The sequence below is a fragment of the Roseateles hydrophilus genome (assembly GCF_026712245.1).
Taxonomy (GTDB): domain Bacteria; phylum Pseudomonadota; class Gammaproteobacteria; order Burkholderiales; family Burkholderiaceae_C; genus Pelomonas; species Pelomonas hydrophilus.
Genome location: NZ_JAPPUY010000001.1, coordinates 210,930 through 226,909, shown reverse-complemented (window position 1 = coordinate 226,909; position 15,980 = coordinate 210,930). Strand labels below are relative to the sequence as shown.

The window sequence follows — 15,980 nt, the reverse complement described above, 5'->3', positions numbered from 1 at the left end:
AGGCCAGCGCATTGACTCAAGCCAGCAACCCGCGACCGATGCCGCGGTACTCAAAGCCCAGCGTCTTCATCAGCGCCGGGTCGTACAGGTTGCGGCCGTCCAAAACCACCGGCTGCTTCAGTGCCGCCTTGATGGCGTCGAAGTCCGGCGTGCGGAACTCCTTCCACTCCGTCACCACCAACAGCGCATCCGCGCCCTGCAGCGCCGCGTCGGCGCGCTCCACCAGCGCCACGTCATCGCGCGGGCCCAGCACCCGCGCCGTCTCGGGCATGGACACCGGGTCGTAGGCCGCAATGGTTGCGCCACGCCGGGTCAGCTCGTCGATGATCACCAGCGACGGCGCCTCACGCATGTCGTCGGTGTTGGGCTTGAAGGCCAGACCCCAGATCGCAAACCGCCGGCCCGTCAGGTCGGCACCGAAGCGCTCCACCACCTTGTCCACCAGCACGCGCTTCTGGCGCTCGTTGGCCTCTTCCACGGCCGTCAGCACCTTCAGCGGAATGCCGGTGTCAGCGGCCGCCTTCACCAGCGCCTTCACGTCCTTGGGGAAGCAGGAGCCGCCATACCCGGCACCCGCATACAGGAACTGGTAACCGATGCGCGGGTCAGAGCCGATGCCGCGGCGCACCAGCTCGATGTCCGCGCCCACGCGCTCGGCCAGCAGGGCCAGCTCGTTCATGAAGCTGATGCGCGTGGCCAGCATGGCATTGGCCGCGTACTTGGTGAACTCGGCGCTGCGTACATCCATCACCAGCATGCGGTCCTGCGTGCGGTTGAAGGGGGCATACAGCGCGCGCATCATCAGCGTGGCCTGCTCGTCGTCCGAGCCGACGATGATGCGGTCAGGCTTCATGAAGTCCTCCACCGCCGCGCCTTCTTTCAGGAACTCGGGGTTGGACACCACCGAATAGTCCATGCCGCCCAGGCCGCGCTTTTCCAGCTCTTCCTTGACGGCGGCACGCACCTTGTCAGCCGTGCCCACGGGCACCGTGCTCTTGTCGACGATGACCTTGTAGTCCGTCATGCGCTGGCCGATGGAGCGGGCCGCGGCCACCACGTACTGCAGGTCGGCCGAACCGTCCTCATCGGGAGGCGTGCCCACGCCAATGAACAAAATGGTGCCGTGCTGCACCGCCTTGTCCACGTCGGTCGTGAACTGCAGGCGCCCGGCGGCCACGTTGCGCCGCACCACGGCGTCCAGCCCCGGTTCGTGGATGGGAATGCCGCCCTCGTTCAGGATGCGGATCTTCTCGGGGTTCACGTCCAGGCACACCACATGGTTGCCCATCTCGGCCAGGCAAGCTCCAGTGACGAGGCCCACGTAGCCCGTGCCGATGGCGGTGACTTTCATCTCTCTATCCCTTGTTCACGAAAACCAATTCCGGCGTTTGTAACCCACGCACATGACATGCCAGCTGGCTTCAGACCTTGTAGTAGTCCCGATACCAGGCGACAAAACGCTGAATGCCTTCTGGTACCGGCATCGCCGGGCGGAAGTCCGTCCAGGCCGCCAGCTCTTCCACGTCCGCATGCGTGGCAGGCACATCGCCGTCCTGCATGGGCATGAAGTTCTTCACCGCCTCGCGGCCCACCGCCTGCTCGATGGCCTCGATGAAGCTCATCAGCTGAATGGGCGCGTGGTTGCCGATGTTGAACACGCGGTAGGGCGCGCTGGAACGCGCCGGGTCGGCCTGGGCCGGGTCGTAAGCCGGGTCGGCCGTGGCCGTGCGGTCCAGCACGCGCACCACGCCTTCGGCGATGTCGTCGATGTAGGTGAAGTCGCGCACCATCTTGCCGTGGTTGAACACGTTGATGGGCTTGCCCTCCAGCGTGGCCTTGGTGAACAGGAACAGCGCCATGTCCGGCCGGCCCCAGGGGCCGTACACCGTGAAGAAGCGCAGCCCCGTCGTCGGCAGCCCGAACAGGTGCGAGTACGTGTGCGCCATCAGCTCGTTGGCCTTCTTGGTGGCCGCGTACAGGCTGATGGGGTGGTCCACGCTGTGATGCTCGGAGAACGGCATCAGCGTGTTGCCGCCGTACACGCTGGAGCTGGACGCGTAGGCCAGGTGCTGCACGCCGTTGTGGCGGCAGCCCTCCAGGATGTTGGTGAAGCCGACGATGTTGCTGTCGATGTACGCGTGCGGGTTCTCGATGGAGTAACGCACCCCGGCCTGCGCAGCCAGGTGCACGACACGGTCAAACCGCTCCTCGGCAAACAGCTTGGCCATGCCTTCGCGATCCGCCACATCCATCTTCACGAAACTGAAGCCCGGCTTGCCGGTCAACCGCGCCAGCCGGTCGTGCTTGAGCTGCGGCGAGTAGTAGTCGTTCAGGTTGTCCAGGCCAACCACCTGATCCCCACGCGCCAGCAGGATCTGGCTGACATGCATGCCGATGAAGCCGGCGGCGCCGGTGACGAGTACCTTCACTGATTTCCCCAAGTGGCTCAAAACAATCGCGGCGAAGCGGCCGATTCACAGCGGCCGCATGCATTCTCGCCCGTGTTGATGGCTGCAACTCGCGTTCGAACGAGCCTACCCCGCGCATACAGGGATCACTCAGCGAGCCCGCCGCGCCTCGCGATAAGCCAACCACACAAGCACCACCGCACACCTAGCAAGCTGTTTACGCGCACTGCTTCTCGATGGTTTCAAAGCATTACGGACCTCCTCAGCAGCAAGCGACATCTGCACATACCAAGCGTCCGTCGATGCCGACAGAATCCCGGCCCATCTGCTGTACCCGCTGAACGACGCCACCTCGTTCGACCGCCATGTTGACCCAGCTCTTCCACGTCACGCAACGCACCAAGCGAGTGCTGATTGTTTGCACAAGCGCCCTGCTGACGGCGTGTGGTGGCGGCGGCGGAGGCCCAGCAACTGAGCCCACGCGCGCCGCATCGGCAGAAGTGCCGGCGCGCCGGGTCATGCAGGCAGTCACGACCACCGGGGAAAGTGCCACACCATCGCTCACCATCCGCGCCTACGCCAACCTGGCCGGCGATGTGGGCGCGCTGATGTCCGTGCGCGTGGACGGTGTGCTCACCGACACCGTCGAGGTGCGCGCCACTCACCCCACCGACTACCGCCTGGCCGTCCCCGCCCTCAAGCCCGGCAGCCTGGTCGATGTGGTCTTCACCAACGACGCCGTCATCAACGGTGTGGATCGCAATCTGCACGTGCAGCAGATCAGCACGGCCGACACCGCTGTGCTGCCCACCCAGGCCATCGTCCGCTACGACATCGGCAATGGCGCGGCCGCCTTCGACGGCCAGAACGTCGAGGCGGCCCGCACCTTGGTCCATTCCTCCGGCGCCCTGCGCCTGGCCTGGCCGGCCGCCAATCTCACCGACCGCCTCACCGTGCGCGCCAGCGCCACTGCGGCCGGCGGCGTTGGTGCCCAAATGATCGTGCGCGTCGACGGCATCGCCGTCGGCTCCGCTGAGGTCACGTCCACTGAGCCTGCCGACTTTGTGTTTGCCGCCCCGCCCCTGGCCGCGGACAGCCGCGTTGATGTCGCCTTTGCCAATGCAGGCACCGTGGACGGCACGGCGCGCAGTTTGCGCGTGCACTACCTCAAGGCCGGCAACACCGTGCTGCAGCCCAGCGCCGGCATGACGCTGGATGCCGGCCTTGGCCTGGCGGCGTATGACGGTGTCAACGCGGCCCCCACCACGCAGCCCCTGCTCACCGCCAACGGTGCACTGCGCGGCAAGTGGCCCGCCACCAACATGACCGACTCGCTGACGCTGCGCGCCAGTGCACGCCTGGTGGGCAACGTCGGCCCCATCGTGCAGGTGCTGGTGGACGGTGTCGTCATCGGCACCGTGGAGCTGCGCTCCACCACCCTGGCTGACATCACCCTCCCCTCGCTGCCCTTGAGGCCCGGCCAACGCGTGCAGCTCATCCACACCAACCCCACGGTGGGCCGTGAGCTGCAACTGGCCTACGCCATGGCCGGCAAGACCGTGCTGCTGGCAACCAACAACACGCTGGACGCCGCCTGGCCTGAGCCCAATCTCACCGACAGCCTGCTCATCCGGGCTCGCGCCTCGCTGGCCGGTGGTGTCGGACCTGTGATGCAGGTGCTGGTCGACGGCATCGTCGTGGGCACTGTCGAGGTCAAGTCCACCGAGCACGCCGACTTCCGCTTCGCCGTGCCACCCATGACGCCTGGCCGCAAGCTCGATATCGCCTTCACCAACGACGCACTCATTGACGGCGCCGACCGCAACCTCTACGTCGCCTACGCCACCACGGCCAACACCGTCTGGCGGCCCACAACACCCGGCACCACGTATGACCGCGGTTCGGCGGCTGCCGCCTTCGACGGTGTCGATGTGGTCGCCCCCAGAGGCGACATGGGCTGGGGCGGTGCGCTGCGCTCCACCTGGCCTGCACCCAACATCACCAGCACCGTCACCGTGCGCGCCAGCGCCGTGCCTGCAGGTGGCGTGGGTGCACTGATGACGCTGTGGGTGGATGGCGTCGCCATCAGCGCTGCCCAGGTCAACAGCACCACCCCGGCCGACTACCTCATGCCCACCCCGCCCTTGCAGCCGGGTAGCCAGGTGGCTGTCACCTTCGCCAACCCCGGCACCGTGGACGGCGTCACCCGCCAACTCAACATCGCCTACCTCATCGCCGGCTCCACCTTCCTCACGCCAACCTCCCCCGGCGCCAGCTACACCGCCGGTGTCCTCACGGGCACCTGGCCTTCGGTCAATGTGAACGGGGCGCTCACCGTCCGCGCCCACGCCAACCTGGCCGGCGATGTGGGCGCGCTGATGTCCGTGCGCGTGGACGGTGTGCTCACCGACACCGTCGAGGTGCGCGCCACTCACCCCACGGACTACCGCCTGGCCGTCCCCGCCCTCAAGCCCGGCAGCCTGGTCGATGTGGTCTTCACCAACGACGCCGTCATCAACGGTGTGGATCGCAATCTGCACGTGCAGCAGATCAGCACGGCCGACACCGCTGTGCTGCCCACCCAGGCCATCGTCCGCTACGACATCGGCAATGGCGCGGCCGCCTTCGACGGCCAGAACGTCGAGGCGGCCCGCACCTTGGTCCATTCCTCCGGCGCCCTGCGCCTGGCCTGGCCGGCCGCCAATCTCACCGACCGCCTCACCGTGCGCGCCAGCGCCACTGCGGCCGGCGGCGTTGGTGCCCAAATGATCGTGCGCGTCGACGGCATCGCCGTCGGCTCCGCTGAGGTCACGTCCACTGAGCCTGCCGACTTTGTGTTTGCCGCCCCGCCCCTGGCCGCGGACAGCCGCGTTGATGTCGCCTTTGCCAATGCAGGCACCGTGGACGGCACGGCGCGCAGTTTGCGCGTGCACTACCTCAAGGCCGGCAACACCGTGCTGCAGCCCAGCGCCGGCATGACGCTGGATGCCGGCCTTGGCCTGGCGGCGTATGACGGTGTCAACGCGGCCCCCACCACGCAGCCCCTGCTCACCGCCAACGGTGCACTGCGCGGCAAGTGGCCCGCCACCAACATGACCGACTCGCTGACGCTGCGCGCCAGTGCACGCCTGGTGGGCAACGTCGGCCCCATCGTGCAGGTGCTGGTGGACGGTGTCGTCATCGGCACCGTGGAGCTGCGCTCCACCACCCTGGCTGACATCACCCTCCCCTCGCTGCCCTTGAGGCCCGGCCAACGCGTGCAGCTCATCCACACCAACCCCACGGTGGGCCGTGAGCTGCAACTGGCCTACGCCATGGCCGGCAAGACCGTGCTGCTGGCAACCAACAACACGCTGGACGCCGCCTGGCCTGAGCCCAATCTCACCGACAGCCTGCTCATCCGGGCTCGCGCCTCGCTGGCCGGTGGTGTCGGACCTGTGATGCAGGTGCTGGTCGACGGCATCGTCGTGGGCACTGTCGAGGTCAAGTCCACCGAGCACGCCGACTTCCGCTTCGCCGTGCCACCCATGACGCCTGGCCGCAAGCTCGATATCGCCTTCACCAACGACGCACTCATTGACGGCGCCGACCGCAACCTCTACGTCGCCTACGCCACCACGGCCAACACCGTCTGGCGGCCCACAACACCCGGCACCACGTATGACCGCGGTTCGGCGGCTGCCGCCTTCGACGGTGTCGATGTGGTCGCCCCCAGAGGCGACATGGGCTGGGGCGGCGCGCTGCGCTCCACCTGGCCTGCACCCAACATCACCAGCACCGTCACCGTGCGCGCCAGCGCCGTGCCTGCAGGTGGCGTGGGTGCGCTGATGACGCTGTGGGTGGATGGCGTCGCCATCAGCGCTGCCCAGGTCAACAGCACCACCCCGGCCGACTACCTCATGCCCACCCCGCCCTTGCAGCCGGGTAGCCAGGTGGCCGTCACCTTCGCCAACCCCGGCACCGTGGACGGCGTCACCCGCCAGCTCAACGTCGCCTACCTCATCGCCGGCTCCACCTTCCTCACGCCAACCTCCCCCGGCGCCAGCTACACCGCCGGTGTCCTCACGGGCACCTGGCCTTCGGTCAACCTTATCGATACCCTGACCGTTCGCGCCTCCGCCAGCGTTGCGGGCGGTGTAGGCGCCATCATGCAGCTGCGCGTGGACGGGGTGATCGTCGGCAGCGTGGAGGTCACCAGCAGCACACTTGCCGACTACCGCTTCGCTGTGCCCAAGATCACGACAGGCAGCCGCATCGACGTCCTGTTCACCAATGACGCCGTCATCAACGGGGCAGACCGCAACCTGTACGTGCACTACGTCCAAGTGAACAGTGGTGTGCTGGCACCATTCGCGAACGGTGTCGTCTTCGACGCTGGCGTGGGCGACGCTGCCGTGGACGGCGCTGGCACCACCGCAGGTGACAGCGTCGTACATTCGAACGGCGCATTGCGCTTCACTGTCCCAGGCACCACGCCCTCACCCACTGCGGCACAGCATGCGGCCGCGCGCCTGCTGCAGCGAGCCAGCTTTGGCCCGACGCTGGCCGATGTAGAGAAAGTTGTGCAACTCGGTCACGCGGCGTGGATTGATCAACAACTCGCCATGCCGTTCGTACCTGAGATGGTGGCTGCCGTGCAGTTGCGCTATGACCTGGGCGACGCTTACCGCCCAGGGGGCACGAGCTACAGCCCCAATTGGGTGGGGCAGCGCTTCTGGGAATCTGCCGCCACCAGCCCCGATCAATTGCGCCGCCGCATGGGCTTTGCGCTGCACCAGATCTTCATCGTGTCGCAGGCTGACTCCAACCTCTACCACCACGCCCGTGCCTACGCGCAATACGTTGACACGCTGAACCGTCATGCGCTGGGCAACTACCGCGACTTGTTGGAGCAGATCGCCCTCAGCCCGGCCATGGGCCTCTACCTCTCGCACATGCGCAATCGTCCGGAAGACGTGGCTACAGGCCGCACGCCCGACGAGAACTTCGCACGCGAAGTGATGCAGTTGTTCACCATCGGGCTGCATGAGCTGAACACCGACGGCAGCGCACGGCTTGACGGCAATGGCCAGCCTATTGAGACCTACAACAACAACGATGTGTTGGCCTTGGCGAAAGTGTTCACCGGTTGGAGCTGGGCTTTCCCCGATAACCAACTCACAGAGCAAACCTTCCGCTATCGCAGCCCCGACCTCAGCGCAGCAGCAGACCAGCGCATCGACATCCTGCCGATGAAGGCCTACCCCGGCCTGCACTCCACCAGCGAAAAGCGCCTGTTCAGCGGCAAGGCACAGAGCATTACGCTGCCGGCGGGTAACAGCGCACAGGCCGACCTGAAGCTCGCGCTGGATGCGCTGTTCAACCATCCCAACGTCGGCCCTTTCATCAGCCGGCAGCTGATTCAGCACCTCGTCAGTAGCCACCCCAGCCCGGCCTACGTAGCACGGGTGGCCGCGATCTTCAACAACAATGGCAAGGGTGTGAGAGGTGACCTGGGAGCGGTGGCCCGTGCCATCTTGCTGGACAGCGAAGCCACAAACCCGCCAGCCAGCAGCATCGGCAAGCTGCGCGAACCGGTGGCCCGCGTGGCGCACTGGATGCGCAGCCTGCAGGCCGTGTCTGCCACCGGGCAATACGCCATTGGCAGTGAGCTGGAGCCGCTGGGGCAACGCCCGCTCTACGCCAACTCGGTGTTCGGCTACTTCCGGCCAGGCTATGTGCCGCCCAACACGGTGTTCTCGGCCGAGCGCATCACCGTGCCCATGATGCAAATCGTCAGCGAAAGCACCACGGCCCAATGGATCAACCTGGCCGAGCGCATGGCCGGCGGCGGGTTGGGGTGGACGGCTGCCGGCACCGATGTCACTGCCCAACTTCAGCAACTGGCAGACCTGATTGCTGCCGGGCAACTGGCTGCAGTGGTGAGCCGCCTGGACCTGCTGCTGTACGCCGGCAGCATGAGCAGCACGCTGCGGCAGGACTTGATGGACGCCATGCTCAACGTCAGCGGCATCAGCGCCGACGCTCACATCAACCGCGCCCGTGTCGCCGTCTTCCTGGCGCTGGCCTCACCCGAATACATGGTGCAACGATGACAAGCCCCTCCCCCACCGGCGCGTCACGCCGCAGTTTCCTGCGGGCTGTGAGCGGCCTGGCCGCCAGCGCGGCCATTCCGCACCACGGCCTGCCGCTGGCCACCAGCCTGGCCGGCCTGGCGGCAATGGCCAGCCAGAACAGCCAGGCCGCCACCACCACCGGCTACAAGGCCCTGGTGTGCCTGTTCATGAACGGCGGCAGCGACAGCCACAACTGGGTGGTACCCATCGACACCACGGGCTACGCCGAGTACGCCGCCGCCCGGCGCGAGCTGGCCTGGCGCGCAGACCGCCTGCAAGCCATCACCACCACCGGCCAGGCCGCAGGCCGTGCCTTCGGCATGCCCGCCGAGCTGGCGCCGCTACGCGAGCTGTACGAAGCCGGCCAGGCGGCCATCGTGGCCAACGTCGGCCCACTGGTACGCCCCATCACCAAAGCCGACTACCTGGCCGGCCTCGGCGTGCCAGCCAAGCTTTACTCGCACAACGACCAAGCCTCCACCTGGCAAAGCCTGGCCCCAGAGGGGGCAACGTCTGGTTGGGGCGGCCGCATGGGCGACATCCTCATGGCCGCCAACGCCCAGCCCGTGTTCACGGCGGTATCAGCCAGTGGCAACGCCGTGTTTCTGTCGGGAAGCAGCGTCAGCCAATACCAGGTGGGCACTGAAGGGCCTGTCGTCGCCAACGCGATGGGGTCAGCTCGCTTGTTCGGCTCCACGAGCGCCAGCACCGCCCTGCAGCGCAGTTACGCCGCCACCGCCAACGACCGCCTGCAATCGGAGTACGCCCGCGTGATGCAACGCGGCCTCAGCGCCAACACCACGCTGCAAGCTGCATTGGCAGGCGTGAACGTGCCCGCCATCCCCAGTACGGCCATCGCCCAGGTGAATGCGGCCAACACAACCCTGGACAAGCTCGGCCTCGCCCGCCAACTGCGCATGGTGCTGCAGATCATGGCAGCCAACCAGGCACTGGGCATGCGCCGCCAAGTGTTCATGGTGCAGATGGGTGGCTTCGACACGCACAACAACCAGATGCGCGACCAACCCGCGCAGATGGCCCAAGTGGCGCAGTCCATCAGCTACTTCATGGCAGCACTCAACGCCTTGGGGCTTCAGAACAACGTCACGCTGTTCACCGCATCAGACTTCGGCCGCACGCTGCTGAGCAACGGCGACGGCAGCGACCATGGCTGGGGCAGCCATCACTTCGTTGCGGGCGGTGCGGTGCGCGGCAGGGCCATGTATGGGCAGTTCCCAAGCACAGCGCTCGGTGGTGCGAACGACGTGGGCTCTGGCCGGCTGCTGCCCACCACCTCGGTGAGCCAGATGGCAGGCTCACTTGCCGCCTGGATGGGCCTCACCGCTTCTGAGCAGTTGCAGGTCTTGCCAACGCTCACCAACTTTTCGGGTGGCCCGGCATTCCTGAACGCCTGAGCCCGCCCGCCGCTTTCAGCGCCGCAGCAACTGGCGCGCGGCGCCCCAGATGAAAAGGCTGTTGGTGACCAGATAGCGCCGCCACAGCCGGCGCGGCTCACTCACGAGGCGGTGCAGCCACTCCAGGCCCGAGCGCTGCATCCACAGCGGGGCGCGTTGAATGGTGCCGGCGTGATAGTCAAACGCAGCGCCCACACCAATCATCACGGCCTGCACCTGCCCGCGGTGCTCGGCCATCCAGCGCTCCTGCTTGGGGCACCCCAGGCTCACCCAGACGGTGCCCGCGCCCGACGCATTGATGGCCGCCACGTGCGCCGCACGCTCCTCGGCAGTCAATGCACGAAACGGCGGCGACACCGCCCCAGCAATCTTCAGCGCAGGCCAGGTCGCCCGCAGCCGCTGCTGCAGCAACTCCAGCGTTCGGTCCGTACCACCGTACAGATAAATGGACTGCCCCGTCGAGGCGGCACGCTCACAGTAGCGCCACATCAGGTCAGGCCCATTGATCCGCTGCTGATTGGGCACCCCCAGGCGCCGCATCATCCAGGCCACGGGTGCTCCGTCCGGCGTCACCATGTCCGCCCCCTGCAGCACGGCGGCGAAGTCAGCATCCTGACTGCCCGTCACCGCCGAGTGAGCATTGCTGATACAGACGTAGCGGCTTTCCCTCGCTCCCGCCCAGGCCTCGATGCGATTCAGCGCCTCAGGCCATGTCAATGGATCAAAAGGTTGGCCCAGAACAGGGATTCGACGACGCATTTCAATCATGTGTACAGCCAGTTCCAGAAGCTTGGCGCAAGCGAGGCAGAAGCGGGTCGCCAAACAGTGAGCCGCCATCGTAATCGGCACCGATGACGGCGCTGGCAACGCCCCCTGCCGCCGTCAGTGGCGCCGGAAGACCAGCCAACAGAAGGCCTCGGCGCCGCCATACGCGCTTGCGCTCCAGCAGTGGCATGCGGTGGCGCCTGTCGCACCTCATGTGGCGCCGGCCGCTGAAACGCACATCGCCGAGGGCGATCTGGCTTCTACACCAATGAACACTCGCGCGGGAGAGCGCCCCGCTTTCAAGCTTTCTTGGGCAAATCCACGCAACGCGCGATACCGTCCGCAAACTGTTCAACCATATGCTCCAGCGTGTAGTGGCGGGCATCGGTCAACGCCGCCTGCTTGATGGCTTCCAGCCGCGCCCGATCCTTGAACAGTGCGACCACGGCGTCGGCGTAGCGGTCAGCACCTCCCCGCACCACAAGCCCATTGACACCATCCTTGAGGTAGGCAATTTCCGGGCTGTGCCGCGATTCTGCGGTGGTGACCATGGGCGTGCCTGAGCAAAACGAGTCCAGGATGTGAAGCCCCACCAGTCCAGGGTTGATCACCACATCTGCGAGCTTGAACCAAGCAGCTTTCTCCACGCCCTTGCGCACACCCTGCCACTTCAGCCATGGCCGGGATTCCATGGCCTGACGAATGGTGGCCGCACTGGGGCCGTCCCCAACAACCACCAACCGGAACGCGGGCAACTCGGCATGGATGCGGTCCGCCGCCTCAATCATGTAGTCCAGCCGCTTGTCCGGGTACAGCGAGCCGCAGAACAAACCGATAGGCGCGCCGCCCGGGGCATCAATCTCAATACGCAATGCGGCCAACTGCTCGTCGGAGACGCTCGCCAGATCGCGTTCAAACGCGTGGTTGTCAATCGCGTTGTCCAATTGCGTGATGCGATCCGCCGGGTAACCGGACTGCTTGAGGATGTCCACCGTCATGGCGGTGTACGCAAACCACCAGTCCACACGATTGAGCAGGAAGCGCTTCCATCTTTCGCGCCAGCCAGCGGGTGCATCACTCTGAAAATTGACACCGTGCCCCCAATAGCCGATGCGGCGCCCCGACCACAACCGGGCCAGCAACAAAGGGTAGTTGGACAGGATGCGGTTCTCCTGCATCACCACCACCAAATCCGCGTCCTTGAGTGCGGCTGGAAACGGTTGCCAAATCCAATCGCGCGCACCAACCTCCCAAACCTTGTTGACGACACTGTGCGCCCAAGAAAGCGTACCTTCATCCCGTTTAACCTGCTCTCGCCGCGTGGCCTGGCCGTGCACCAGTTGCAGTTCGATCTGGCGTTCGCTGCAGGCGTGCCTTAGCTGGTTAAACAAGCCAGTTCGATAGTGCATCAACCGATGCTGGCAAATCACAACCTTTTTCACTTGTTTTCCTTGGATCTTGTGCCTTCTAGAGCGGGACTGATGACGCATTTGTCATAGCCTTCTTCCGACAAGGAGAAACGCCCCCTACGAACGGCAGACTCGTGTTCTTCTATGACTTGGGCAGAAGCAAAACGCTGGCCAATCACTTTTGCCGGCACGCCGCCGACGATGGAGTAAGGCGGAACCGACTTCGTCACCACGCTGCCCGCCGCCACGATGGAGCCCCGACTGATCGTGACACCCGTCAAGACGATAGAACCGTAGCCCAGCCACACGTCGTCTTCGATGCAGGCCTCCTCTTCCTTGTGCGGGCTCGGAAAACGTTCACTCGCCACCCATGGGGCATAACGCACCGGGAAGCCCACGGCGGAGAAGTCATGGTCGTGCCGCCCAACGATGGCGACCCGGTTGGCTATCAGGCAGAAGTTGCCAATCCGGCAGTTCGCCTCAATGTGGACGTCTTTGCCGATGTAGACGTGGTCGCCAATCACTAGGTGTGAAGGGGCCCAAAGACGTGTGCGGGCGCCCACGTGGGGGTCGATCCCACAGCTCAGGTTTCGACCGGCTCGACGCAGGATGAGCCGGGTTTGCATGCGCCGCCCCCAGGCTAACAGGGATGCCTTAACGGACATATGCCGACTCCTTCAGAAAGCCGAGCGCCCCTGCCACTCTGCTTTCCCAACTCATGTTTTGCTTGATGTGCAGTACTGCGGACATGCCCATAGCTCTGCGACGAGGTTCGTCATTGCAAAGCGTGACAAGTGCGTCGCGGAGAGCCTCCACGACCTCCGTTTCGGTAAGCTCATCGGTCTTGATAACCAGGGCAGAGGCAGATGTGACGAGCGCGGCTGGACCACCCAAGTCCAGACAAACGACTGGTAGTCCGTTGGCTTGCGCTTCGAGCACGACGGTCCCTCCCGAGTCGTGCAAGCTCGGGAACAAAAAGCAGTGGTGCTGTTGCATCAAGGTGGACATGTCCTTGTGTGGAACGTCTTCAATCCAATGGACTTGTTTTTCGACACCGAGTTGGTTAGCAAGTAGATGAAGCGTGGCGCCGAACGGGCCACGGCCTACCAGGGTGAACTCAACGTCCAGCCCCTCTTCGCGCGCGCGGGCGAAAGCCCTGATGGCCAGGTGCGCGCCTTTCCAGCCCAGCAGACGGCCAACGAAAAGCACCCGCAAAGGCTCATTCGTCTCGCGGCGCCTGACCTCGTTTGACAGCGGCGCGTCCATGCCGAGGTTGGGATAGACGATTGCTCGCTGCCGAAACGGAAATGGCAGAGCTGTCTTGGTGTCCTGTGTTGACACGAGGATGAGCGTGGCCTTGGCGTAGGCGACCCAGAGCATGGGGTCGATGCTTGCGACCGCGTTGATCATGGTGCGCAGCATCTCCTTCAGCTTTTCTCGCCCCTTGATTGACCGCTTCAATCTCCAGGGGGCGTCCTCGCCTCCACCCACTGGGCCGAAGATGAACGGAATGCCCAGGTAACCCAGAAACGACGGGTGCCGAAACACGCTGTACGTGACATGCATGGCCAGATCGAAGTGATGGTGGGCGTGAAGGCGTTTCGCAAAACCGAGCAGTCCAAACTGCCACAGCGTGTAGAGCAGCTGCGCAGTGCGCGAATTCAGCGGGACATTCGCAAGCCACTTTGGCCGGAAGTAGACCACTTGCAGATTGGGGGGCAACTCCACACCGGCTGCCTCGACCAGGTGCTGCCTCGTCACATCGGTGACCACCACCACCTGGTGCTGCTTTGCCAACTCCACAGCCCAGCGCCACCCCACGCCGGGCTCACTGCCCTGGTTGGGTGCAAAGGCGAAGGCAGACACGAGAATTTTCATAACCGGTGATGAGATGGGCGTGCGCGATCAGGCCAATGTTGAAAGGCTGGCAACGTTGCATCCGGCTTCATGCGCCGGTGCCTGCGTAGACGGCCAGCAAGGGGGTAACGGTGTTCGGCCAGCAGAGCGACTGCGCGTGGGCACGTATGCGGCGCCGGTCAAAGGCCGGCTGGCGTCCGATGAAGTCGTTCACGCCGTCGGCCAGGTCGGCAGGGTCGGCCGAACGAGCCACCACGCCGGCAAAACTCGGCAGGCTCTCCCTGAATGAGCCAACGTCCGTCACGATCAGCGGTGCGCCAAACCGGAAGGCGGTGAACAGAACGCCACTCTGGTCAATGTGCCGATAAGGGAGCACCACCACGTCGTTCGCCTCGAAGAGTTGTTGAACCTTGTCTTCTGCAATGAACCCGCGCCGCCAGTCCACGCGATGGCGCTCTGGCACGGTGCTGATGAGCGTCGACACCAGTTCGGCGTGGCTGGCGTCACGTGCCTCCCCAGCGATGGTGATCACCATCGGCCGCGCCACCAGCGACGCGGCCCGGAGAAACTGATCAACCCCCTTGTAGTGATTGAGACCGCCAAAAATCAAAACCCGCAGGTGGTCTGCGGGCAAAGGCGCAGCCCAATCAGTAGGCACCTCATCCACACCGTGCGCCATCACCACGATGCGCCCAGGTGCGATGCCGAACTGGTGCTCCAAGTCAGACCGCATCTTGTGCGTATGCACCACGAGGACTTGGGGCAACCGATACACCAACCGGTACAGCAGCCGCAACCCTTTGCCATGCCGGCCATGGGGCAGTATGTTGTGAACGGTCATCACAAAGCGACGCGCCAGCGCCCAGTAGAGACACCACTCCAGCAGCCCGGCCAACACGCTGCTCGTCAGGAACGTACCGGTGAGGTGGACGACATCGTGGCGACGGCTTGCCACCAATGCCAGCAGCCGCGCACCGTAGCGGAGCAGGTTGGTGGCCTTTTGCAGGCGCGAACGCCTTGGGTCCTGGCTGCCCCGAATGTTCAGCACCTCCACCGCTGGCGAGAGCTCTTTCACCAGCGTCCGATCCGACGCAATCAACGTCGGTCGCACATCGTGCGCGGCCAGCCCATTGGCGAAGGCTTTCTCGTAGTTGGGCTGAAAACCGTGAGAGATCACCAAGACAGATGCGGTCACGGCCATCAACCCCGCAACTGTTTCATCAACCGGTTCTTGCGCACCAGGTAGCGCAGCTGGTGGGCTGCACGATCCACGAGACCGGTATCTGCGTACTTCATCCGCACCCGGTGGTCTTCCTCGAAAGAGGCCAACCGGTTCTTCTGGGTGGCGCTGCCCTCGTGGCGCCTGAAAACGGAGAGCGCTTCCCGCAACTGGTGAGGCGTGGCCAGGCGACCGATGCGCAACCACATCTCGTAGTCCATCGCCAACTTCAATTCCGGGCTGAAACCGCCTGCCTTCTCGTAGAGGCTGCGTTTCACGAAAGTGGCTGCGTGGGGGACGATGTTGGATCGCAACAGGGCCCGGTAGCTGTAGGCGGGAGGAATGTAGGTCTCCGGAAACAGACCACCGTCTCGGTCATTCAGGATGCGCCCGAACAGCCATTCACACTGATGCTGTTCGAAGTAGGCCGCCACACGCGCCAGCACTTGGTCGTGCAGCAGGTAGTCGTCGGAATGCAGATGCATGACCACGTCGCCGGTGGCTGCCTTCGTGCCTGCATTCATGGCGGCCGCGATGCCACCCTTCACGTTCTCCAGCAAGACCTTCTCGCCGGGGAAGTCCGCAATCATTTGCAAGGTCTTGTCGGTCGACCCGCCATCGACAAACACCATTTCGTAATGGGTGTAGGTCTGCGCCTTGACCGACTTCAAGGTCTGCCAGAGAAGGTCTGCGCTGTTCCAGGTGCAGGTGACGATGGAAAATTTGAGCATGGCTGAAGCGGGTGAACGGACGGAAGAGCCTGAAGCGAGATGTGGGCCAACCCTGCGGCA

The 15,980-nt window shown here is 64.8% G+C and carries 10 protein-coding genes; 2 read left to right on the top strand and 8 right to left on the bottom strand.

Features of this window, described 5'->3' with window-relative positions; all coding sequences use genetic code 11:
* Positions 1–16: 16 nt before the first annotated feature.
* Together NYO99_RS00970 and NYO99_RS00965 are read right to left on the bottom strand one after the other, a co-directional pair.
* Positions 17–1,351 carry a UDP-glucose dehydrogenase family protein gene (locus NYO99_RS00970; RefSeq protein ID WP_268165234.1) on the bottom strand — a complete coding sequence of 445 codons (1,335 nt, stop codon included), beginning with the start codon at positions 1,349–1,351 and terminating at the stop codon, positions 17–19.
* 70 nt (positions 1,352–1,421) lie between these two features.
* A complete protein-coding gene (locus tag NYO99_RS00965; RefSeq protein ID WP_268165233.1) occupies positions 1,422–2,429 on the bottom strand; it encodes an NAD-dependent epimerase in 1,008 nt (335 codons plus the stop codon).
* 497 nt (positions 2,430–2,926) lie between these two features.
* On the opposite strand from NYO99_RS00965, the gene NYO99_RS00960 reads away from it, so the two are divergent.
* Together NYO99_RS00960 and NYO99_RS00955 are read left to right on the top strand one after the other, a co-directional pair.
* A complete protein-coding gene (locus NYO99_RS00960) occupies positions 2,927–8,503 on the top strand; it encodes a DUF1800 family protein (protein WP_268165232.1) in 5,577 nt (1,858 codons plus the stop codon).
* Entirely contained in the window at positions 8,500–9,939 is a 1,440-nt protein-coding gene (locus NYO99_RS00955; protein WP_268165231.1) for a DUF1501 domain-containing protein, read from the top strand. The genes NYO99_RS00960 and NYO99_RS00955 overlap by 4 nt, the downstream gene beginning before the upstream one ends.
* Before the next feature lie 15 nt (positions 9,940–9,954).
* Here NYO99_RS00955 and NYO99_RS00950 read toward each other — a convergent pair whose 3' ends face one another.
* From NYO99_RS00950 to NYO99_RS00925, 6 genes are all read right to left on the bottom strand, one after another.
* Entirely contained in the window at positions 9,955–10,707 is a 753-nt protein-coding gene (locus NYO99_RS00950; RefSeq protein ID WP_268165230.1) for a WecB/TagA/CpsF family glycosyltransferase, read from the bottom strand.
* Positions 10,708–11,003: 296 nt separating this feature from the next.
* Positions 11,004–12,194, bottom strand: a complete 1,191-nt coding sequence (locus NYO99_RS00945) for a glycosyltransferase family 4 protein (protein WP_268165229.1) — start codon at positions 12,192–12,194, stop codon at positions 11,004–11,006.
* A complete protein-coding gene (locus tag NYO99_RS00940; RefSeq protein WP_268165227.1) occupies positions 12,143–12,778 on the bottom strand; it encodes a CatB-related O-acetyltransferase in 636 nt (211 codons plus the stop codon). Before NYO99_RS00940 ends, NYO99_RS00945 begins: the two co-directional genes overlap by 52 nt.
* Positions 12,768–13,979, bottom strand: a complete 1,212-nt coding sequence (locus tag NYO99_RS00935) for a glycosyltransferase family 4 protein (protein ID WP_268165226.1) — start codon at positions 13,977–13,979, stop codon at positions 12,768–12,770. The genes NYO99_RS00940 and NYO99_RS00935 overlap by 11 nt, the downstream gene beginning before the upstream one ends.
* A 79-nt stretch (positions 13,980–14,058) precedes the next feature.
* The gene (locus NYO99_RS00930) at positions 14,059–15,171 is read right to left on the bottom strand and encodes a glycosyltransferase (protein ID WP_268165225.1); all 1,113 of its coding nucleotides are present in this window, start codon (positions 15,169–15,171) and stop codon (positions 14,059–14,061) included.
* Complete coding sequence (locus tag NYO99_RS00925) at positions 15,171–15,920, bottom strand: glycosyltransferase family 2 protein (protein ID WP_268165224.1); 750 nt, start codon at positions 15,918–15,920, stop codon at positions 15,171–15,173. Before NYO99_RS00925 ends, NYO99_RS00930 begins: the two co-directional genes overlap by 1 nt.
* Positions 15,921–15,980: the final 60 nt, after the last annotated feature.

Bases quoted from the DNA above. Each gene is read 5' to 3' on its own strand.
- NYO99_RS00970 (WP_268165234.1), bottom strand. From the start codon at position 1,351: ATGAAAGTCACCGCCATCGGCACGGGCTACGTGGGCCTCGTCACTGGA.
- NYO99_RS00960 (WP_268165232.1), top strand. From the start codon at position 2,927: ATGCAGGCAGTCACGACCACCGGGGAAAGTGCCACACCATCGCTCACC.
- NYO99_RS00955 (WP_268165231.1), top strand. From the start codon at position 8,500: ATGACAAGCCCCTCCCCCACCGGCGCGTCACGCCGCAGTTTCCTGCGG.
- NYO99_RS00950 (WP_268165230.1), bottom strand. From the start codon at position 10,707: ATGATTGAAATGCGTCGTCGAATCCCTGTTCTGGGCCAACCTTTTGAT.
- NYO99_RS00945 (WP_268165229.1), bottom strand. From the start codon at position 12,194: ATGCGTCATCAGTCCCGCTCTAGAAGGCACAAGATCCAAGGAAAACAA.
- NYO99_RS00940 (WP_268165227.1), bottom strand. From the start codon at position 12,778: ATGTCCGTTAAGGCATCCCTGTTAGCCTGGGGGCGGCGCATGCAAACC.
- NYO99_RS00930 (WP_268165225.1), bottom strand. From the start codon at position 15,171: ATGGCCGTGACCGCATCTGTCTTGGTGATCTCTCACGGTTTTCAGCCC.
- NYO99_RS00925 (WP_268165224.1), bottom strand. From the start codon at position 15,920: ATGCTCAAATTTTCCATCGTCACCTGCACCTGGAACAGCGCAGACCTT.